We start from the raw sequence: 19,994 nt of genomic DNA, 5'->3' as shown, positions 1-19,994 counted from the left end.
ATGTGCTGACGGTTAAATTTATAAACTCTGAAATAAGCAGATATTTGAATGGCCGTTTTTGCTTTCAGGTTTTCTGGTCAATCTCTTTTTTTGGGAGTTGAAAAAGATTGAAGTTCAGGAGGAGAAAGAGTAGCAGTACGGCGATAGTAATTGAGGAGTTTTTATTGTTGTTAATTATTAAAAGCCTGCTGAAAATCTATTTGCTCAGGCTTTCTTTGTGCTATAATAAAGAAAAACGATGAGGAGACATTCATGAATAAAACTGTTCAATATTTACAAGAATTAACGGCTATCTCTTCCCCAACAGGCTTTACAGCTGAGGTGGCAGACTATTTGGTACAAACGCTGCAAGGATTGGGTTATAAGCCAGTCAGAACCAATAAAGGCGGTGTTCATGTTGTGGTTAAAGGTGAAAATGATGCCCAGCATCGGGTAGTGACTGCTCATGTGGATACACTGGGGGCTATTGTTCGGGCTATTAAGTCTGACGGTCGTCTCAAGCTAGATCGGATTGGCGGTTTCCCTTGGAACATGATTGAAGGAGAAAACTGTCTAGTCCATGTAGCTAGTAGCGACAAGACCATTAGCGGAACTATCTTAGTTCACCAAACTTCCTGCCATGTCTACAAGGATGCTGGAACGGTTGAGCGAACTCAGGAGAATATGGAAGTCCGTTTGGATGAAAAGGTGACGAGTGAGAAGGAAACACGCGATTTGGGAATTGAAGTCGGTGATTTCATTTCCTTTGACCCGCGTACCACTGTTACCGAGTCAGGCTTTATCAAGTCTCGTTTTCTGGATGACAAGGTCAGCGCAGCTATTTTGCTCAATCTTTTGCGCGTTTATAAAGAGGAAGCTATTCATCTGCCAGTGACGACTCATTTTGCTTTCAGTGTCTTTGAAGAGGTTGGCCACGGGGCAAATTCCAGTCTGCCGGCGCAAGCGGTAGAGTACTTAGCGGTTGATATGGGCGCTATGGGTGACGACCAGCAGACGGATGAATACACGGTTTCCATCTGTGTCAAGGATGCTTCAGGACCTTATCACTATGGCTTCCGCCAGCATTTGGTAAATTTAGCCAAGGAGCAGGACATTCCTTACAAACTGGATATCTATCCATTCTACGGGTCAGATGCCTCTGCAGCCATGAGTGCAGGAGCAGAAGTCAAGCATGCCCTGCTAGGTGCAGGTATCGAATCCAGCCACTCTTATGAGCGAACCCATATCGATTCAGTCGTTGCGACAGAGCGTATGGTGGATGCTTATCTAAGAAGTGGATTGGTGGAGTGAGTGAACTTCATTTTATCTTATTGGCGGGGATTTCTATGTAACGGCAGTTCTATAGAAAACAGGAGCTCTTCTTCAACTACCTCAAAGCCTAGAAACTTAAAAACCGATTCGTCAGTGTACTGCGAATCGGTTTTTAGTTTGCTATAAGAAAATTGATTACCTGACACTCCAGACACTAACTGATTTTTCCTCCACAGGAAATTCTCCCCAGCCTTGGTCGTCAATGGTTACGATTTGAGCGTTGTTGCCTAGATAATCGCTGAATTCTCTGCCGACCCATTCTGGACCGATTAGCATGGATTTACTAGCGGATTGAGCATTGCTGATAAGGACAGCGATTGGCTGACCATCGTCCTTACCTTGACGAGTCCAGCCGATACAGTTTGCATCGTCAAAGTAGTCGGTCTGCTCACCATAGGCTAGATTGAGACGGGTGTCTAGGAGTTTATCCAGTACCTCTTGAAAGCTCTCTTGGGCAAATTCTCCGCTAATGCCATAGTAGTCTCCGTAAAAGACGCAGGGCAATCCAGCTTCTCTTAGAAGTATGAGAGCATAGGCCGCAGGCTTGAACCATTCTTCGACAGTAGATTCCAGAGCCTGACCTCTCTGAGTATCGTGATTGTCTACAAAGGTTACAGCCGATTCAGGATGATTTTGTGCAAGTGTTTGATCAAAAATAGTTCGCAGGTCATAGTCTGCTCCAGATTTGCTGGCATCAAATAAATTCTGATGGAGCTTGACATCAACTAGGTCAAAGCGGTAGTCAATACTTTCTAGATAATCGTTATTGGCTGTCTCGTCACTATTCCAAAATTCCCCAAAGACATAGAAATCGTCACCGTATTTTTCAGTAATATCGCGGATGAAATTCTTCATAAAGAATGAATCAATGTGTTTAACAGCATCTAAGCGAAAGCCATGAACACCAGTGCTTTCAATAAACCAATGAGCCCAGTCGTAGAGATTCTGGATGACTTCGGGGTGCTTGAAATCAATATCCGCATACATGAGATAGTCGTAGTTACCATTCTCATTGTCTACTAGCTCATCATCTGCCCAACCTTTATTGTCGCCTTGGATGAGAAAAATGCCTGACTTGTTGTTTTTTGCATCATAGTCAGTGCCGGTGAAGTGGTACCAGTGCCATTCGAAGTCATTGTAAGCTTTTTTGCGGCCTGGGAAGACAAACTTAGTCCAGCCTTTAATCTCGAAAGGTTCTGACAAGACCTTTGTGCGGTCATTAGGATCAACTTCAACGACGGTAAAACGCTCTTTGTAGTCAGCTGCGGCCTTGTGATTGAGGACAACATCCGCAATAGCCTCAATGCCGTTCTGCTCAAGCGCTTCAATTGCTCGGAGGTATTCTTCCTTCAAGCCATACTTGGTGCGTACAGTCCCTTTTTGGTCGAACTCTCCTAAATCAAAGAGGTCATATACGCCATATCCGACATCATTAGAGCTGGTTCCCTTGAAAGCCGGCGGCATCCAGACCTTGCGAATTCCTTTCGCTGCTAAGTTAGGTGCGTCTTCTGCCAAGCGATTCCAATGCTGACCGTCATCTGGCAGATACCATTCAAAATACTGCATTAAAGTTTGATTTTCCATACTGTGATTCCTATAATTCTTATTGCTAGGCTTTATTGTACCAAAAGAAGCAGAAAGACGCAATCGTTTGCGCTTTTCACTATCATAAACACTTAACTCTTTTATAATTTGAGAAATCTTTTTAAAATTGAAAATGAAACATTTTCAGCTGAGACAAAAAGCTGCAAAAAGAGTATACTAATCTGTATAGAAATCGGTAAAGGAGCTCTCTTATGATTGAATTTAAAGATGTCACTAAAGTTTATGAAGGAACGGTAGCTCTCAATCAGCTGAATCTAACCTTGCAAAGCGGAGAAATCGTCGGTCTGATTGGTCACAATGGCGCCGGAAAATCTACTACCATTAAGTCATTAGTCAGCGTCATCAATCCTAGTAGTGGACAGATTTTTGTAGATGGGAAAGAATTATCCGCTAATCGCTTGGAAATCAAGAAAAAAATCGGCTATGTAGCTGATTCACCAGATTTATTTTTGCGCCTAACTGCCAATGAGTTCTGGGAACTGGTAGCGACTTCTTACGATATGACAAATGCTGAAGTCGAAGAGCGACTGGGAAATCTGCTCCATATTTTCGACTTTGGATCTCATCGTTATGAGGTCATTGATTCATTCTCTCATGGGATGAGGCAAAAAGTCTTCGTCATAGCGGCGCTTTTGTCTGACCCGGATATTTGGGTGCTGGATGAGCCGCTGACTGGTCTTGATCCGCAGGCGGCTTTTGACCTCAAGCAGATGATGCGGGAGCATGCGGATAAAGGAAATACAGTTCTCTTTTCAACCCATGTCTTGGAAGTGGCAGAGCAGCTCTGTGATAAGGTGGCCATTCTCAAAAAAGGGAAATTGATTTTCTACGGAACTATTGAAGAACTAAAAGGCCAACATCCAGAACAGTCTCTTGAAACCATTTATCTTGGTCTGGCAGGCCGTAGAGAAGAGGTGAGTCCTGATGCGCATTAAAGCTATAAAAAAACTCGTTGATATCAACATTCTCTATGCTATTCAGCCTTCTCAGCTGCAGCAGTACCGCAAGATGCAAGCTAAGAATCCTGAGCGCAAGGTCAATGTATCGCTGAAGGCTATCCGCATGTATCTGATCTTAGGACTGGTCTATCTCTTTCTTTTCGGTTTGATGGGCTCCCTGAACCAACTAGTTGGCAATCCAGGTCTCTTTGCCAATTTGGTTTCTGCTTTTGCTCTCTTTTCTATGTCTCAGGGCTTTCTGGTTTTTTACAATGTCTTTTATGAAAGCAAGGACTTGCAGTCTTATCGCCCCTATGCTTTTAGCGAAGCAGAAATCATCGTCGGAAAAAGCATTTCGGTTATTCTGACCTTGCTGATTGCCATTTTGCCTATGTTCAGTTATTTCTTGGTTTTGGCTTTTCAAGGTGGTAATCCTTTCTTGGGCCTACCCTTGGCTCTGCTTGCTATTCTGATTTTAAGTTCAGTTATCACCTTTCTGATTTTGATTGCCGTCCATTTTATTACCAAGACAGCCTTTTTCAGGAAGTACAAGACCATCCTGTCCAATGTCATTCTGGCTCTTGTCTCCATTGGCTCCTTTTTCCTCTATTTTATGATTAATCAAATGAACAGCAGAAGCGTTATAAATCGTACAGAGGTTAAAGCTTTCTTCCCTCCAGTTCAGGCTTTTTATGATTTTATTCTTCATCCTTTTCATACAGCTTCCTTGCTGGGATTTTGGGCTGGGTGGCAGTTGCAGCTCTTCTATTTTTCATCGTAAAGACCAAGGTAATTCCAGAATTTTATGAGGCAGCTCTCATGACAGGCTCTTCAGTAGGAAAGCGGGAGCGCGTGCATGACATCAATATTGCTGAAGCAAAAAATCTCAAAAAGTTTGTCTGGCGCTACAATATCAGGCTTTTGAGCGAGGGTTCTGTCATTATGCAGGCCATCTTTATGTCGGCCATTCTCCCTTACATTGTCATTTTCAGTATGGGAATGGGTATGATACAAGGCGGCTTGTCTTTGACTTCTTATCTGGGACCGCGTTTCCTCTTGCCAATGATGGCCTTGGCTGTTTTGATTGCAACGCTAAACTCAGGCGGCAGCAACCTTACGGCTATTGGGATTTCTCTGGAAAGGGAAAATTTTGATTATCTCAAGGTTCTCCCCTTTGATTTGAAGCAATATATTCGTCTGAAGTTTTGGCAGCTCTTTGCCGTCCAGTCTATCCTGCCTCTAACCTTGCTTTTGATAAGCAGCCTTGTTTTCGGTATGCATCCAGTGACTTTCTTGGGAATGGTGATTGTTTGGGCCTTGATTAGTCTAATGTGGAGTTCCTGGGGTTACTACCGAGACTACAAGCATCTCGTGACCAATTGGTCCAATGTCACAGAATTGATGAGCCGAGGTAACAATATGGTGAAAACTCTCCTAGCTATCGCTCTGATTTTAGGAATGATGATTGTCATTACATTTCTCTTCTTTATATCCAATGTTCTTGCGCCTCTGGTAATTTATACGATAGTGGCTCTAGTTCTAGTAGGATTAGCTGTGTTGTCTTACATAGTCCACAAACACTACATGAAAAAGCTAAATGAAGAGTTAGCAGTATTTTATTAAAAGAGCATCAGGAAGTCGAAAGACTTTCTGATTTTTTCTTTTTGAGTCTATTATTTTGAGGGATATGTTATAATGAAAGGGTATGTTTTATGTTTTCTTGAATACAATTCCAAAAGGAGAAGAAATAATGGGACAAATTAAATCGAGCGCTATTTCAGCTGGCTCTGCTATCAGCGAGCTAGTTGGAGTTGATACTAGCAATGCACAAAATCAACAAGTCGAATTTTCCTATACAACAGGGATTGCTGGGATGGAAGCTGGCCGTCAGGCCTGCAATCAAATGCTGCAGGCTGTCAGTGACTTCAGCTCAGCTGTTCTGACTCAGGCCAATAAATTTCCAGAAATTGCTGCAAAAATTGAGAAACGCGATATAGAGGAAGCCAAGCGCTGGGAGAGTTGAGATGAAGGCAGATAAAAGCGAAAAAGAACGCCAGGCACTTTACGAAAAAATTCTCAAAGTTGACCAAAAAGAAGACGAATTTATGACGATGAAACGTCAATATGAGATTTCTCTGGCGAATTTTGCGACGGATTTCCACTATTTGACGACTCGAATGGAACATCTACTTTATGAGCACCCTCAAAGCTCTGCTGCCCTCAGTCGTGATTTAGCAGAAACTCAGTATCTTAACCGACAGGTTAAGAACTATGTGGATGTTCAGATGGATGAACTGGGAAAGATTAGTCATCAAGCAAGAAAGACTATGGAAAAAGAGCGAGAAGAACTGACCAAAGAAAGGAATAGTCTGCCATGGGAGTAAAATATAGTGCAGCAGATTCAGCCCAGCTTATCCAAGCGATGACCAGCAACCTTCAAGTAGCTAATCAAGTGACCGATCGTCTATCTAGTGGCTGCGACCATCTGATTGCCTCTTTGGAGTCGGGTGAGTTGCAGGGAGCGGCTTACACAGCGGGGAGAGGCTTATTTACCGAAGTAATCATCCCCGCCATCAAGAAGCTGCAAGAGGCTATTGATGATATTCAGGGGGAACTTTCCTCTTATAAAAGTGCCGATGCCGAGGTGGCCAAATACGGCGAGTTAGATTTGGAGTTATTGAAAGAACAGCTGAAAATAAAACAGGAGATGTTGGAGAAAACCCAAGCTCAGTTGGCGGAGTATCAGTCTCTATCTCGCCGGATTAGCGATGGATTTGCAGGGAAATTAGCTGATAATTTGTCCAAGACGATTGCTCTGACTGAGGTGGAAAACCAGCTAAATATCGGCATTCGGGAAATTCAGGAAAAAATTGACAAACTGGAATGGTTTGTGGCTCAGGTGTCCCAGTATTTCACAGATAGTCTGCAGGTTTTGAACTTAGCTATCCAAGGAGCGACACAGCTTAGTCAGGTGTTGGTAGATAGTGATGGGAATTATTCTACTGAAGGCATAGATATGAGTTGGTCTACTAAGATGAAGGCTCAAGAGATTCAGACTGTTTCAAAGAGTGATTATCAAACCCCGCAAGAACAGGCCATAGACAAGGCAGTCAAAGATATGAAATTATCTGGTGCTGCTGAAATCTATTACCGAGGTAAGCTCGCAGAGAAGCTGCGGGGTAAACCACGTTCTGAATGGAAGAAGATTATTGCTAACTTTAATAAAAATCTTAAGACAGATAAAGGGGAGAATCTACTGGATGTTTTCAATATGACCCGAGCTGAACTTGAGGAAAAGTATGGTGACAAGATTCAGGCCTATGAACATTTTTTAAACACGGGATATACTGATGTATCTATTGCAACTATGAGTCAGGATGCTCTTAAATTGATTATGGCGAGATATGACCAAGTAAAAAGTGATCATCTAGGCTTGAGTCCCACAGAATTAGCTAAGGTTAATCCAGCTTTCAAGAAAAAAATAGATGGTATGAGCCAAGAGGAGATAGAAAAAGAATTTCCTGAGCTCAAAAATGCCATTTCCCAGGCTCATGTGAAACCATTTGGCAGTTTAGGCATGTCAGAGACTGAATGGGCCAATCATCGCTATGTGACAGACCGTTATTTTTTAATGGACAGTCAGAAATTACTTAGCTGGCGTGATCCTAATTACACGGCGAAGTTCAATCATTACATCCTTGAAGAAGGGATTAATCCAATTACACTTGAGCCTGCGACAGCCGAAGAAATCCAAACAGCTGAATGGTATAATCACATCCATCCAATCACTGAAACACTTAGCTGGGGAACTGCCTTGTATTCTGCTTATGTGGGGTATAACCAGTATTACAATAAACCCTATACAACAATCCCCGAAGCCATCGGCAAAGGAAAAGATTGGATCAAAGGGAAAATTCCAAGTGTGGGGAGTCAGCCGGTAGTGCCGGAAGCCGAGATTCCTAACAATAATTCTTTGCTATCTGTAGGACAAACCAGTAACTCAAATAATATGAATTTTAACTTCAATAGTGAACAAAAACTAATGGAACATTTCCAGAAGCATGGGATGAATTCAATAATTTATACTCTAATCCTAAAGAATATTTGGAAGGTGCAAACGATGTCATCAGGAATGGAATAGAGATTGAGATTCAGTATAGAGGGGAATCAACTAAAGCTTTTGTCAGGTTTATGGGAAATGATTCAAGAGGAAATGCGAAGTTTGAATTTGTTGGGATAAGTTCTGAAGGGAATATTGCAACATATCATACAAAATCTGGGAAAGATTTTTGGAAAAAGGTGAATAATGGTGAATTTATCAAAAATATTAATCCAGTGATGGGAGGAGAACAATAGATGACTAAAATGAAAATTATTTCACTTGATGATACAGATAATATTATTATTCAAATTGTTAATCAAAAATTTGAAGCGATGCTATCTATGGCGCTGTATAATATTAAAGAAGGAGAAGAATATAATGGAGAGCTATCGTTCTATATGTTTGGAGGTTTTGAATTACAATTAGCGGATAATGAAAGTTATGATATCACTCATATTGAAAATTATTCTTATATTATAACAGGAAAAATGATTGACTCAGAAACAATTGATGTTGGATTTCCTATCACAAGTGAGTGGTTAGAGGACTATTCCTATCTAATTGGTCAATATGTTACATGTAAGATTGACAGGTTAGAAGTGAACTTTTTGTAAAATATATTTTTCCTACTGAAGAACGGGGAATTTGTTCTATAAATTTCTGCATGACAAATCAAAAAATTCTAACTAACTTACAATGCTATCATTCATAACTTAATAAAAAATTTTTTGACTGATAATCATCAAAATAACAGCTCTGCACATTCGCAGAGCTGTTAATTGTTTTTCTGTATTTTTTCTACATCCAGTGGCATGAAAGTCGCCATGACTCGGCCGATGAGCTTAGGCTCTTCCTCATGCGGGATAAACTTGTCACTATATTTTTTATTAAGGGAAATCAGACGAATACCGGATGGATCGTTGAAGACCCTTTTTATAATGGTTTGGCCGTCATAGTCAATAGCATAGATAGCACCGGCAAGCTCAAAATGAGTCTGCTTGATTAGCGCTACGGAATCCCTCGGATACTTGGGCTCTAACGAGTCTGTTCGTACCCAAAGAGCAATATCGTAGTCAATTTCTCTGTCCAGCCAGACCAAATCAGCTTGTTCAGGCTTATGCTGAGAGAGGTAGTAGTTTTCATAAACCAAGTAGGGGAAGTAGTCGTCCTTTAAGCCGGCATGTGCTTCTTGTTCAGTGAGGCTAGCTTCCAGCAGCTTTAATCCTTTCTCCTGTCTGTCTTGGTCAAGTTGTTGATAAATACGATTTAAATCGGGAAATTGCTGAGGGATGTCAGCGATTAGTCGGTAACGAGGGTCGATTTCTTCAACCTCCACTTCAAAAAATCTTGCAATCTTTTCTAGATTGGCTGCGATAGGCAGAGATGTCCCTTTGATATAGCCAGTCAGAGTACTAGCAGGGATGCCTGTTTCACGAGATAGTTCGACTTGTTTTTTACCTGTTTCCTTGAGAAGTTCTTTGAGTTTTTTAGAAATGAGAAGACTTGCTTCCTTATCTTGGGGGCTTGCGGCGCCTCTTCCTCTGGCCATAATATCAACTCCTTTACTTGTTTCAATTATAGCGAATTAAATCGAAAAAGTAAAGGATTAGGTCAATTATCTTAGCCTAATCCTTTACTTTTTTAGATATTGTATTAAATTTCGTAGCCCATTAAGATTCCGCCTTCCTCAGCATAGAAGCTGCAGAGTCCTGAAGTCGGCACCATTTCGATTTGAGCTTGGGGATACTTTTCTTGTACTAGTTGACTAAATTGCTGGCAGAACTTCTCGTTATTGCGGTGAGCGATGATGAGTCGGCCACCCTTGTAACCGGCTTTGAGTAATTCTTCGATGGCAGAAGTAAGAGCTTTTTTCGGACCGCGTGCCTTTTGCAGAAGTTCTAGCGTGCCAGTCTGGCTAGCTTCACCGACCATGCGGATATTGAGCAAGCCGACAACGGTTCCCAGAAGTTTGCTAAGCCGGCCGTTTTTGACCAAGTTATCTACCTTTGCCAGAACGAAGAGAAGCTTGGTTTTCTCTTGATAGCGACTAATGACTTCAACAACTTCATCAAAGCTGAGATCTTGCTGGATGAGTTCATTGAGTTTAGTCACAAGTAAGTCCACCTCGCCGCCAGCAGAAAGACTATCAATGACATGAATCTGGGCATCAGAATGTTCTTCCAAAAAGATTTTCTTAGCAACCTGTGCACTATTATTGCTGCCAGATAGAGTGCCGGTGATAGTCACCACAAAGATCTTGTCGGCTCCCTCAAAACTTTTGAGATAGTCATCTGGACTAGGGCAGGCAGACTTAGAAGCAGCAGAAGAAGCATACATTTTCTCCATCATAAGATCGATATCAAGCTGCTTATCATCTACAAAAATCTCATTTTCCACTTGAATGGTCAAGGGAACACTTTCAAATTGAGTGTCTTTAGCCACGTTTGCCATTTCACGAAAGTCACAGCCAGAGTCAGCTATAATTTTCCAAGTCATATTTTTCTCCTTTTTGTCAAGTATGTACTATAAAAAAATTGACAAAAAACCTGTCTTTTTTTAAAATTATAACATGAAGGATGCTTACTAGAAAGCGGAAACTGTCAGCTGAGACAAGAGGGAAGAAATTGTTATGTCGGAAAAGAAAATATCGGAAAAGTCACTCGCGAATTTAAAGAAATACAATCAGGAATCCAATCAAATCACGAGAGAGTCTCTGGAAATCTCTCTCATGCAGCTATTGGAGAAGAAAGAACTCAAAAAGATCACGATTTCAGAGCTGGTTGAGCGAGCTGGAGTTTCCCGCGCTGCATTTTACCGCAATTATAGCTCTAAGGAGCAGATTCTAGAAGAGATTTTTAAAAACACTGTTCAAGGTATTACGGATAAATTGGAAGAGTTTAACTTCAAAACGGAGATGTACCAAATCTGGCTTTTTCTTTTTAAGGAAGCCAAGAAAGAAGCTCGGGTTATCAGTCTAGCCATTGACTATAATTTTGAAAAGTTACTGACTCAGGCCGTATTTGACTTTTTGGAAAAGCGCAATCGTAATGCTAAGAAAATGACTAACTCTTATATGAATTCCTTCTGGAGTTCGGCAGTTGTTTCTGTTCTCTCCAAGTGGATTAAGGACGGTATGAAGGTTCCAGCTGAAAAAATAGCTTCTTTAGGCCTGCCTCTTTTCCCACAGAAAAAGAAAATCAAATAAAAACAAGTGGGTCATTAGGGCTCGCTTGTTTTTAGGTTCTGTAAGAAGTTGTTCAGTTCTTTTTGGTTCCTTAATTCGTAGAATTTCTGAGGAAAGGTTTGTCGGATTCTCTTATACCTTGCCAGTGCTGTCTGACGCCGTCCCTTCCAGAGAACCCAGCTGATAAATTCCCAGTCAAACTTCTCTGGACAGCCTGGAGCCATGCTTTCTCTAGTTTTATGACGGTATTTTAGATAGCGTTTGAAAGCTCGATAGAGGCAGTTCCAGCGAGAGAAGTTCAGAAAGATAATTTTGTCGGCTTCTTCCATCCGCCGGTCATAAAAACACCAAGAGTAGTTGCCATCAATGATCCAGTCGGTATTTTTTGACAAAAAATTATCCATCTGTTCACTCATCCAATCACGGTCACTATCCTTCCAGCTAGGTTGATACTCTTCGAAAATCAAATTCAAACCACGTTAGCGTCGCCTTGCCGTACGCCAGTACTGCCTACGGCTAGCTGCCTTGTTTGCTCTTTGATTTTCATTGAGTAAAAAATAGCAATCTATCTATGTGAAGTTTGGGAATGGAGTAGTGGTGGGACAGTTGTGCTGCTAAAGTGGATTTGCCAGAACCGGAATAACCAATAATTGCTATTTTCATCCCTATCTCCTTTATGTTAGAAACAAAAAAAGCTCCTGAGAGCTCCCTTTGTATGCATTATTTAGCAAGTTTAGCTGAAAGGCGTGCTTTATCGCGGCTTGCTTTGTTTTTGTGGATCAAACCTTTTGTTTCTGCTTTATCGATAGCTGAGCTAGCAGCACGGAAAAGTTCTTCAGATGGGTTTGCTTCAAATGCTTTGATTGCAGTACGCATAGCTGACTTTTGAGCTGAGTTTTTTTCGTTATGTTTCACGTTCAATTCAGCGCGTTTGATAGCTGATTTAATGTTTGCCAAGTTGTTTCACCTCCATTGAAAATACTAACTATCTAATTATATATGAAAAGTTAGGATTTGACAAGCTTTTTTATTTTTTTAAGTAAATTTCATCAATTTCATGATTTCCGGCTTTGTGCAGGATAATTTCTGCCCGATTCCGGGTTGGCTCAATGTAGTCTAGCAGGTTGACAAGGTTAATGCTTTTCCAGACATTATGGGCGAAAGCTACCACTTCCTCTTCTGCTTGAGTGGTGAAGCGGTGATAGTAGTTTTTGGGGTCGTTTTCAGCCAGCGTCAGCATTTTTTTAAAGCGATCTAGATACCAGTTTTCAATGTTTTCAACTTCAGCATCAACATAGATAGAAAAGTCAAAAAAGTCTGTCATATATAGGCGCTCGTTCTGAGGATTCTGGAAAACATTGATGCCTTCGACAATAACAAAGTCAGCAGCCTTTACCTCTTGCATTTCTTGAGGGACGATATCATAAGTTTCATGCGAGTATACTGGAATTTGGAAATCCTGACCGTTTTTTATGCTATCCAGAAAGGAAAGAAGCAGCTCCATATTATAGCTTTCTGGGAAACCTTTGCGGTTTAAGATTCCATGGTCTTCCAAGGTTTTATTCGGAAATAAGAAACCGTCTGTCGTGACTAACTCGACTGTCGCATTTGAAAAAGTCCGAGAAAGTAAAATCTGCAGCAACCGGCTGGTGGTGGATTTCCCAACGGCCACACTGCCAGAAACTCCGATGATAAAGGGCTGTTTCCGGCTTTCCTTTTGTAGAAAAATCCCCTTGGAAAAAGCCAAGTCTTCTTTAGAACGTTTATAAATCTGAATGAGGTTGGTCAAGGGCAGGTAAATGTCCGTCACGTCCTGCAGGCTAATCTTGTCATTGAAACTCTTGATAGAGTTAAGTTCAGCCTGAGTCAGGGGTGGAGTTGTTTTGCGATGCAGGTTTTGCCATGTATGGCGGCTGATTTTTTCAAAATGAAGAAATTCGTTAGTCATAAGTTACTCCTGTATGATGGACTTTAGTATAACATACTTTTTGGAGAAATGAAAACGATTTACAAATCTAGGAAAATTATGATAAAATGGTTGTATGACTAAAATGTATTTTGCAGAAAATCCTGATGCCAAACACGATATTCATGAATTAAATGTGGAACTGTTAGGACAGCGGCTGACTTTTTTGACAGATGCTGGTGTCTTCAGTAAAAAGATGATTGATTATGGCAGTCGGGTTCTTTTGTCTGTCTTGGACTTTGAAGCTGGAGAACGGGTCTTGGATGTTGGCTGCGGTTATGGCCCTTTAGGTTTGAGCTTAGTCAAAGCGTACGGAGTGGCTGCGACCATGGTAGATATCAACCAGCGGGCCTTGGACTTAGCTCAGCAGAATGCTGAGAGGAATCAGGTATCTGCTCATATCTTCCAGTCAAATGTTTATGAAAAGGTCAGCGGCATTTTCGACCATATTATCAGTAATCCGCCAATACGTGCTGGTAAGCAAGTCGTGCACGAAGTCATCAACGGAAGCTATGAGCATTTGACAGAAGGTGGAGATTTGACCCTTGTGATTCAGAAAAAGCAGGGAGCACCCAGCGCCAAGTCAAAGATGGAAGATGTTTTTGGAAACTGTGAGATTGTCAAGAAGGACAAAGGCTATTATATATTAAGGAGTGAAAAATAAGATGCGTGCAGTTGATATTATCCAAAAGAAGAGAGACGGTTTGGAGCTGACCAGTGTGGAAATTCAGTGGCTGATTGAGGGGTATGTGGACGGGACGGTGCCTGACTATCAGATGGCAGCCTTTGCGATGGCTGTCTTTTTTAAGGGCATGACAACTCGGGAAATTTCAGACTTAACCATGACAATGGTTGGAACTGGTGAGCAGTTTGACCTGTCAGAAATCGCAGGTATAAAAGTAGACAAACATTCCACCGGAGGAGTGGGAGATAAAGTAACTTTGGTCTTAGTACCTTTGGTGGCTAGCTTTGGTGTGCCCGTTGCAAAAATGAGCGGCCGCGGGCTGGGCCATACTGGAGGAACCATTGATAAATTGGAATCCATTAAAGGCTTTCAGGTAGAGCGCAGTCAGGAAGACTTTATCAAGCAGGTGCAGGAAATCGGCTTGTCAGTAATCGGGCAGTCAGATCAGTTGGTTTTGGCGGATAAGCTACTTTATGCCTTGCGAGATGTAACTGCAACTGTTGATACGATTCCGCTGATAGCGAGCTCTGTCATGAGTAAGAAGATTGCTGCTGGTGCCGATAGCATCCTTCTGGATGTCACGGTCGGTGAAGGCGCCTTTATGAAAAATATAGAGGATGCTCGTGTGTTAGCACGCACTATGGTGGATTTGGGCAAGGCTGTCGGCAGAAAAACAGTTGCTGTCTTGACAGATATGAGTCAGCCTTTGGGAACCAGCATCGGCAATCGTCTGGAAATTTTGGAAGCCTTGAATATCTTGCAGGGCAAGGGCCGTGAGGATATCACAACATTTATTTGTGAGTTGGCTCAGATTATGCTCGGACTGGCAGATGTTGAGAAAACGGTGGAAGAAGTGAGAGAACAGCTGACCAACGGTGCTGCCTTGAAGCAATTTGAAGCAATGGTTGCAGCCCAGGGTGGCGACTTGGAAGACCTCTATCGTCCATCAAGTGCAGCTCATGTTTTAGAAGTAAGGACTGAACAGGCAGGTTATATCACTGAACTACCTGCCATGGAATTCGGCCTCTTTGCTATGAGACTTGGAGCAGGACGGGCAGTTAAATCTGACGACTTGGATTATGAAACAGGAATTGTTTTTGAAAAGAAGGTCGGAGACAAGGTCGAAATTGGAGAAGTTTTCGCAAAAATTTATTCAAATGAAAAAATTTCTCAAGAACTAGTTACAGAATTTCAAAAAAATGTTAAAATAGGTAATGAAAGCGTTGCAGTAAACGAGATTATTGAGGTAATTTCTTAATTCTAGGAGAATCCAACATGAAGCTAAACAAATATATAGACCATACGCTTTTAAAACCGGAAGCGTCAAAAGAGCAGGTTCTGAAATTAATTGAAGAAGCAAAAGTTTATGATTTTGCCAGTATCTGTGTCAATCCAACCTGGATAGAGTTTGCTGCTGAGCAGCTGAAAGGTTCAGATGTCAAGGTTTGTGTGCCAATTGGTTTTCCTTTAGGCGCCAACACTTCCGATGTAAAGGCCTTTGAAACGAAGGACGCCATCCAAAAGGGTGCTGGCGAAGTGGATATGGTCATCAATGTCGGTGCTCTGAAATCAAAAGATTATGATTTGGTAGAGCGAGATATCCGTGCGGTTGTAGAAGCTGCTAAAGGTACCTTAGTCAAGGTGATTCTGGAAGCTTGCCTGCTGACAGATGAGGAAAAGGTTAAGGCTTGCCAACTGGCTCAGAAAGCTGGAGCTGATTTTGTTAAGACCTCTACAGGATTTTCAACTGGCGGTGCGACGGTCGAAGATGTCGCACTCATGAGAAAAACAGTTGGTCCAGACATGGGGGTCAAGGCTTCTGGCGGTGCTCGTTCTTACGAAGATGCTCAGGCCTTTATTGAAGCTGGTGCGACTCGGATCGGAACTTCGGCTGGTGTGGCTATTATGAAGGGAGAAGAAGCTAGTGGCGACTACTGAGTTGATTGACTTGGCTGTTCAAGCCAGCAAAAATGCTTATGTTCCCTATTCTCATTTCCCGATTGGAGCGGTTTTGGTCGCTAAAGACGGACGGGTATTTACCGGCGTTAACGTTGAAAATGCTAGTTTTGGCTTGACCAACTGCGGAGAGCGGACAGCTATATTTAAGGCAGTTTCAGAAGGAGCGTTAGACTTCGAGGAGTTGATTGTCTATGGTGAGACGGACAAACCCATTTCCCCCTGTGGTGCCTGCCGCCAAGTAATGGCAGAATTTTTTGATGAGGATCTAAAAGTGACCTTGGTCGCTAAAGATAAATCGACGGTCGTGATGACGGTCAAGGAATTACTTCCATATTCTTTTACAGATTTAACATAAGTCTGTTATCGGTCATCTGACCAAACTCAAACTTGCAACTGTGTTGCACATCTTAATTAGGAGGTTCAGAAATGAACAAAAAACAATGGCTAGGTCTTGGTCTAGTAACTGTTGCAGCAATCGGACTTGCTGCATGTGGAAACCGTGCTTCTCGCTCAGATTCTTCAGATGCGAAAACTGACTTGAAAGTTGCTATCGTAACAGATACTGGCGGTGTTGATGATAAATCATTTAACCAGTCAGCTTGGGAAGGTTTGCAAGCTTGGGGTAAAGAAAACGGTCTTTCAAAAGATAATGGTTACACTTACTACCAATCTACCGATGAGTCTCAATACGCAAACAACCTGAATCAAGCTGCTACAGATGGTTACAAGCTAGTATTTGGTATCGGATTTGCCCTTCGTGATGCGGTTGAATCTGCTGCCAAAGATAACACAGAAATCAATTATGTTATTGTCGATGATGTTATCGAAGGACAAAAGAATGTTGCTTCAGCTGTCTTTGCTGACAATGAAGCTGCATACCTTGCTGGTGTTGCTGCTGCAAAAACTACTAAGACAAAACAAGTTGGTTTCGTAGGTGGTATAGAAGGCACAGTTCTCACACGTTTTGAAAAAGGTTTCGAAGCAGGAGTAAAATCAGTTGACCCATCTATCAAGGTTCAAGTGGACTATGCTGGTTCATTCGGTGATGCAGCCAAAGGTAAGACAATTGCTGCTGCACAATACGCTGCAGGCGCAGATGTGGTTTACCAAGTTGCTGGCGGAACTGGTGCTGGAGTATTTAACGAAGCTAAATCAATCAACGAAACAAGAAATGAAGAAGATAAAGTTTGGGTAATTGGTGTTGACCGTGACCAAACTGACGAAGGTAAATTTAAGTCTAAGGATGGTAAAGAGTCTAACTTTGTTTTGGCATCAAGCTTGAAACAAGTTGGTAAGACTGTCCAAGACATCGCTAACCAAACTGCTAAAGGTAACTTCCCAGGTGGTAAAACTACAACCTTCGGTCTGAAAGACGGTGGAGTTGACTTGACAACTACAAACCTATCAGAAGATGCGAAAAAGGCTGTTGAAGAAGCGAAAGCAAAAATCCTTGACGGCAGCATCACTGTTCCTGACAAATAAAACAATTTAAGAGCGATCCGACCGTGGAGGGTCGCTCCTTTTTGAAATTTGAGACGCCTTTGTATCAATAGAATTTATTAGCACGGGCTGTGCCAGTAAGTTTTATTGAAATAAAATGAAATTCTGGAAAGGAAAGAGCCATGACACATGAAAATGTCATTGAAATGCGAGAAATTACCAAAATTTTTGGTGAATTTGTAGCCAATGATAAAATCAATTTGGAACTCAGAAAAGGTGAAATTCACGCTCTTTTGGGAGAAAATGGTGCCGGAAAGTCAACCTTGATGAATATGCTGGCTGGCCTGCTTGAACCGACCAGCGGTGAGATTGTAGTGAATGGAAAGTCAGTTAAACTGGACTCTCCATCAAAGGCGGCCTCGCTTGGTATCGGGATGGTGCACCAGCACTTTATGCTTGTTGAAGCATTTACTGTTGCTGAAAATATCATCCTTGGAAGTGAAATCACAAAAAATGGTGTGTTGGACTTGAAAGGTGCGACTAAAGAAATCAAGGAACTTTCTAAGAAATACGGTTTGGCAGTTGATCCATCTGCTAAGGTTGAAGATATTTCTGTCGGTGCTCAGCAGCGGGTTGAAATCCTCAAGACTCTTTATCGTGGGGCAGATATTCTCATTTTTGACGAGCCAACAGCCGTTCTGACGCCAGCTGAGATTGATGAATTGATGAAAATCATGAAGAACCTCGTCAAAGAAGGAAAATCTATCATTCTCATCACTCACAAGCTGGATGAGATTCGGGCAGTTTCTGATCGCGTAACGGTTATTCGTCGCGGAAAATCTATTGAAACAGTTGAAATCGCTGGTGCTACTAACCAAGATTTGGCTGAAATGATGGTGGGACGGGCTGTTTCCTTCAAGACTGAGAAAGAGCCTGCTAATCCTCAAGAAACTGTTCTGTCAATCAAGGATCTTGTTGTTGAAGAAAACCGTGGTGTTCCAGCTGTTAAGGGACTTTCTCTTGATGTCCGTGCTGGTGAGATTGTTGGTATTGCTGGGATTGACGGCAATGGTCAGACCGAGCTGATTCAGGCTATTACTGGACTTAGAAAAACAAGCTCTGGCGAGATTACAATTAAGAACCAGTCTGTTATTGGCAAGCAGCCACGGCAAATTACTGAAATGAAAGTCAGCCACGTTCCTGAAGACCGCCACCGTGACGGTTTGGTTTTGGCAATGTCTATTTCTGAAAACATTGCTCTGCAGACTTATTATAAAGAACCGCTCAGTAAAAACGGAATCTTGAACTATGGTAAAATTTATTCTTACGCTCGTAAGTTGATGGATGAGTTTGATGTTCGAGCGGCCAGCGAATATGTACCTGCTTCAGCACTTTCAGGGGGAAATCAGCAGAAAGCTATCATTGCACGGGAAGTAGACCGTGATCCAGACCTTCTGATTGTCAGTCAGCCAACTCGTGGACTTGATGTGGGAGCTATTGAATACATTCATAAACGCTTGATTGAAGCGCGGACTCAAGGAAAGGCTGTCCTCGTTGTTAGCTTCGAGCTAGACGAAATCCTCAATGTTTCTGATAGAATCGCAGTTATCCATGATGGTAAGATTCAGGGGATTGTAAATCCAGAGGAAACTAATAAGCAAGAACTTGGTATTCTCATGGCCGGTGGTAAGATTCAGAAGGGAGCTTCAAATGTCTAAAAAAACACAACAGATTGCGGTTCCTTTAATCTCAGTTCTTCTAGGGATTTTATTGGGAGCGGTTGTCATGGCCATCTTTGGTTATGATGCCCTCTGGGGATATGAATCTCTCTTTAAAACAGCTTTTGGTTCTTTGAGAAGTTTGGGTGAGATTTCTCGTGCGATGGGCCTCTGATTCTCATTGGTTTGGGCTTTGCTGTAGCTAGCCGTGCTGGATTCTTTAATGTTGGACTTCCTGGTCAAGCCTTAGCTGGCTGGATTTTGGCTGGTTGGTTTGCACTTTCCTTCCCTAATTTACCTCGTCCGCTAATGTTATTAGCTACTGTAGTCATTGCGGCAGCAGCTGGTGGTGTTATCGGCGCTATTCCAGGAATTCTGCGTGCTTATCTGGGAACAAGTGAAGTCATCGTAACCATTATGATGAACTATATTGTTCTCTTTGTTGGAAATGCTGTTATTCATAGTTTCCCTAAATCTGTGATGCAGAGTATTGACTCTAGTAAGCGTGTTTCTGCCAATGCGATTTATCAAACAGAGTGGTTGAGAAGTCTTACATCTAACTCTCGGATGAATATCGGTATCTTCTTTGCCTTGATTGCAGTAGTGGTTATTTGGTATTTGCTTAAGAAAACAACACTTGGTTTTGAAATTCGTGCTGTAGGGCTTAATCCAAATGCATCTGAGTATGCAGGGATGTCATCTAAGCGTACTATTATCGTATCTATGATTATTTCAGGTGCTCTTGCAGGCCTTGGAGGAGTAGTTGAAGGACTTGGAACTTATCAGAATGTCTTTGTTCAAGGAAGTTCCTTGAGTGTTGGTTTCAATGGTATGGCGGTAAGTCTCTTGGCTGCCAACTCTCCAATTGGAATTCTCTTTGCAGCCTTCCTCTTTGCGGTTCTGAGTGTTGGTGCTCCAGGTATGAACGTGGCTCAGATTCCAACAGAGCTTGTAAACATCGTAACAGCTTCTATCATCTTCTTTGTCAGCGCCCACTATCTGATTGAGCGTATGACAGGTATGACGATCTTTGATTTCCTTAAAAATCGTCGGCAGGAAGCTGAAAAAGTGAAGGAGGGAAACTAG

Annotated in this window: 18 protein-coding genes and 7 pseudogenes; 18 read left to right on the top strand and 7 right to left on the bottom strand. The window is 42.0% G+C overall.

The genetic code is table 11. The annotated features are described in order from the left end of the window. Positions 1-61: 61 nt before the first annotated feature. Together FFV08_07035 and FFV08_07030 are read left to right on the top strand one after the other, a co-directional pair. Positions 62-133: pseudogene (locus FFV08_07035) on the top strand (ABC transporter permease). A 119-nt stretch (positions 134-252) separates the two neighbouring features. After that, positions 253-1,290 (top strand): M42 family metallopeptidase, encoded by a 1,038-nt coding sequence (locus FFV08_07030; protein QLB52388.1) that lies wholly within the window; start codon positions 253-255, stop codon positions 1,288-1,290. A gap of 156 nt (positions 1,291-1,446) precedes the next feature. Here FFV08_07030 and FFV08_07025 read toward each other — a convergent pair whose 3' ends face one another. Further along, a complete protein-coding gene (locus FFV08_07025; GenBank protein ID QLB52387.1) occupies positions 1,447-2,895 on the bottom strand; it encodes an alpha-amylase in 1,449 nt (482 codons plus the stop codon). Positions 2,896-3,107: 212 nt separating this feature from the next. Between FFV08_07025 and FFV08_07020 the strand changes: the two genes are divergently transcribed. From FFV08_07020 to FFV08_06990, 7 genes and pseudogenes are all read left to right on the top strand, one after another. Beyond that, positions 3,108-3,851, top strand: coding sequence for an ABC transporter ATP-binding protein (locus FFV08_07020; GenBank protein QLB52386.1), 744 nt, complete (start codon positions 3,108-3,110; stop codon positions 3,849-3,851). Next, a pseudogene (locus FFV08_07015) lies at positions 3,841-5,477 on the top strand (hypothetical protein). Before FFV08_07020 ends, FFV08_07015 begins: the two are co-directional and overlap by 11 nt. A 124-nt stretch (positions 5,478-5,601) precedes the next feature. Next, positions 5,602-5,877 (top strand): TIGR04197 family type VII secretion effector, encoded by a 276-nt coding sequence (locus FFV08_07010; GenBank protein ID QLB53283.1) that lies wholly within the window; start codon positions 5,602-5,604, stop codon positions 5,875-5,877. Position 5,878: 1 nt separating this feature from the next. After that, the gene (locus FFV08_07005) at positions 5,879-6,238 is read left to right on the top strand and encodes a cingulin (GenBank protein QLB52385.1); all 360 of its coding nucleotides are present in this window, start codon (positions 5,879-5,881) and stop codon (positions 6,236-6,238) included. Beyond that, positions 6,229-7,794, top strand: a pseudogene (locus FFV08_07000) (hypothetical protein). The gene FFV08_07005 and the pseudogene FFV08_07000 overlap by 10 nt, the downstream one beginning before the upstream one ends. Before the next feature lie 164 nt (positions 7,795-7,958). Continuing rightward, positions 7,959-8,210 (top strand): hypothetical protein, encoded by a 252-nt coding sequence (locus FFV08_06995; GenBank protein ID QLB52384.1) that lies wholly within the window; start codon positions 7,959-7,961, stop codon positions 8,208-8,210. Beyond that, positions 8,211-8,570, top strand: coding sequence for a hypothetical protein (locus FFV08_06990; protein ID QLB52383.1), 360 nt, complete (start codon positions 8,211-8,213; stop codon positions 8,568-8,570). A gap of 161 nt (positions 8,571-8,731) precedes the next feature. Here the strand turns inward: FFV08_06990 and FFV08_06985 are convergent, their stop codons facing one another. Then, positions 8,732-9,505: a helix-turn-helix transcriptional regulator gene (locus tag FFV08_06985; GenBank protein ID QLB52382.1), complete on the bottom strand. Its 774-nt coding sequence runs from the start codon at positions 9,503-9,505 to the stop codon at positions 8,732-8,734. A gap of 104 nt (positions 9,506-9,609) precedes the next feature. Then, entirely contained in the window at positions 9,610-10,452 is an 843-nt protein-coding gene (locus FFV08_06980) for a DegV family protein (protein QLB52381.1), read from the bottom strand. A 133-nt stretch (positions 10,453-10,585) separates the two neighbouring features. Here FFV08_06980 and FFV08_06975 point away from each other — a divergent pair, with 133 nt between their 5' ends. Beyond that, positions 10,586-11,161: a TetR/AcrR family transcriptional regulator gene (locus FFV08_06975; protein ID QLB52380.1), complete on the top strand. Its 576-nt coding sequence runs from the start codon at positions 10,586-10,588 to the stop codon at positions 11,159-11,161. 14 nt (positions 11,162-11,175) lie between these two features. On the opposite strand, the pseudogene FFV08_06970 reads toward FFV08_06975, so the two are convergent. After that, positions 11,176-11,595 (bottom strand): annotated as a pseudogene (locus tag FFV08_06970) (topology modulation protein). Here FFV08_06970 and FFV08_06965 point away from each other — a divergent pair. Further along, positions 11,592-11,660, top strand: a pseudogene (locus FFV08_06965) (GNAT family N-acetyltransferase). The pseudogenes FFV08_06970 and FFV08_06965 sit on opposite strands and share 4 nt — an antisense overlap. A gap of 35 nt (positions 11,661-11,695) precedes the next feature. Here FFV08_06965 and FFV08_06960 read toward each other — a convergent pair. The 3 genes and pseudogenes from FFV08_06960 to FFV08_06950 all read right to left on the bottom strand — a co-directional run bounded on the left by FFV08_06960 (position 11,696) and on the right by FFV08_06950 (position 13,088). Further along, positions 11,696-11,803 (bottom strand): annotated as a pseudogene (locus FFV08_06960) (ATP-binding cassette domain-containing protein). A gap of 57 nt (positions 11,804-11,860) precedes the next feature. Further along, positions 11,861-12,097 (bottom strand): 30S ribosomal protein S20, encoded by a 237-nt coding sequence (locus FFV08_06955; GenBank protein ID QLB52379.1) that lies wholly within the window; start codon positions 12,095-12,097, stop codon positions 11,861-11,863. A gap of 70 nt (positions 12,098-12,167) precedes the next feature. Then, positions 12,168-13,088, bottom strand: a complete 921-nt coding sequence (locus tag FFV08_06950) for a type I pantothenate kinase (GenBank protein ID QLB52378.1) — start codon at positions 13,086-13,088, stop codon at positions 12,168-12,170. A 94-nt stretch (positions 13,089-13,182) separates the two neighbouring features. On the opposite strand from FFV08_06950, the gene FFV08_06945 reads away from it, so the two are divergent. From FFV08_06945 to FFV08_06915, 7 genes and pseudogenes are all read left to right on the top strand, one after another. After that, the gene (locus tag FFV08_06945) at positions 13,183-13,770 is read left to right on the top strand and encodes a class I SAM-dependent methyltransferase (protein QLB52377.1); all 588 of its coding nucleotides are present in this window, start codon (positions 13,183-13,185) and stop codon (positions 13,768-13,770) included. A 1-nt stretch (position 13,771) separates the two neighbouring features. After that, positions 13,772-15,049 carry a pyrimidine-nucleoside phosphorylase gene (locus FFV08_06940; protein QLB52376.1) on the top strand — a complete coding sequence of 426 codons (1,278 nt, stop codon included), beginning with the start codon at positions 13,772-13,774 and terminating at the stop codon, positions 15,047-15,049. 17 nt (positions 15,050-15,066) lie between these two features. Beyond that, a complete protein-coding gene (gene deoC / locus FFV08_06935) occupies positions 15,067-15,729 on the top strand; it encodes a deoxyribose-phosphate aldolase (protein ID QLB52375.1) in 663 nt (220 codons plus the stop codon). After that, positions 15,716-16,105 carry a cytidine deaminase gene (locus FFV08_06930; GenBank protein ID QLB52374.1) on the top strand — a complete coding sequence of 130 codons (390 nt, stop codon included), beginning with the start codon at positions 15,716-15,718 and terminating at the stop codon, positions 16,103-16,105. The genes deoC and FFV08_06930 overlap by 14 nt, the downstream gene beginning before the upstream one ends. Before the next feature lie 71 nt (positions 16,106-16,176). Further along, complete coding sequence (locus FFV08_06925) at positions 16,177-17,232, top strand: BMP family ABC transporter substrate-binding protein (GenBank protein QLB52373.1); 1,056 nt, start codon at positions 16,177-16,179, stop codon at positions 17,230-17,232. A 140-nt stretch (positions 17,233-17,372) separates the two neighbouring features. Continuing rightward, positions 17,373-18,908, top strand: a complete 1,536-nt coding sequence (locus FFV08_06920; GenBank protein QLB52372.1) for an ABC transporter ATP-binding protein — start codon at positions 17,373-17,375, stop codon at positions 18,906-18,908. Continuing rightward, positions 18,901-19,994 (top strand): annotated as a pseudogene (locus FFV08_06915) (ABC transporter permease). Before FFV08_06920 ends, FFV08_06915 begins: the two are co-directional and overlap by 8 nt.

Origin of the sequence: Streptococcus sanguinis (assembly GCA_013378335.1) — a bacterium.
GTDB lineage: Bacteria > Bacillota > Bacilli > Lactobacillales > Streptococcaceae > Streptococcus > Streptococcus sanguinis_I.
This window is presented reverse-complemented; position numbering and strand designations above follow the sequence as displayed.

Excerpts from the sequence above, each read along its gene's own strand:
- FFV08_07030 (QLB52388.1), top strand. The coding sequence starts at position 253 with ATGAATAAAACTGTTCAATATTTACAAGAATTAACGGCTATCTCTTCC.
- FFV08_07025 (QLB52387.1), bottom strand. The coding sequence starts at position 2,895 with ATGGAAAATCAAACTTTAATGCAGTATTTTGAATGGTATCTGCCAGAT.
- FFV08_07020 (QLB52386.1), top strand. The coding sequence starts at position 3,108 with ATGATTGAATTTAAAGATGTCACTAAAGTTTATGAAGGAACGGTAGCT.
- FFV08_07005 (QLB52385.1), top strand. The coding sequence starts at position 5,879 with ATGAAGGCAGATAAAAGCGAAAAAGAACGCCAGGCACTTTACGAAAAA.
- FFV08_06990 (QLB52383.1), top strand. The coding sequence starts at position 8,211 with ATGACTAAAATGAAAATTATTTCACTTGATGATACAGATAATATTATT.
- FFV08_06985 (QLB52382.1), bottom strand. The coding sequence starts at position 9,505 with ATGGCCAGAGGAAGAGGCGCCGCAAGCCCCCAAGATAAGGAAGCAAGT.
- FFV08_06980 (QLB52381.1), bottom strand. The coding sequence starts at position 10,452 with ATGACTTGGAAAATTATAGCTGACTCTGGCTGTGACTTTCGTGAAATG.
- FFV08_06975 (QLB52380.1), top strand. The coding sequence starts at position 10,586 with ATGTCGGAAAAGAAAATATCGGAAAAGTCACTCGCGAATTTAAAGAAA.
- FFV08_06950 (QLB52378.1), bottom strand. The coding sequence starts at position 13,088 with ATGACTAACGAATTTCTTCATTTTGAAAAAATCAGCCGCCATACATGG.
- FFV08_06945 (QLB52377.1), top strand. The coding sequence starts at position 13,183 with ATGACTAAAATGTATTTTGCAGAAAATCCTGATGCCAAACACGATATT.
- FFV08_06940 (QLB52376.1), top strand. The coding sequence starts at position 13,772 with ATGCGTGCAGTTGATATTATCCAAAAGAAGAGAGACGGTTTGGAGCTG.
- deoC (QLB52375.1), top strand. The coding sequence starts at position 15,067 with ATGAAGCTAAACAAATATATAGACCATACGCTTTTAAAACCGGAAGCG.
- FFV08_06925 (QLB52373.1), top strand. The coding sequence starts at position 16,177 with ATGAACAAAAAACAATGGCTAGGTCTTGGTCTAGTAACTGTTGCAGCA.
- FFV08_06920 (QLB52372.1), top strand. The coding sequence starts at position 17,373 with ATGACACATGAAAATGTCATTGAAATGCGAGAAATTACCAAAATTTTT.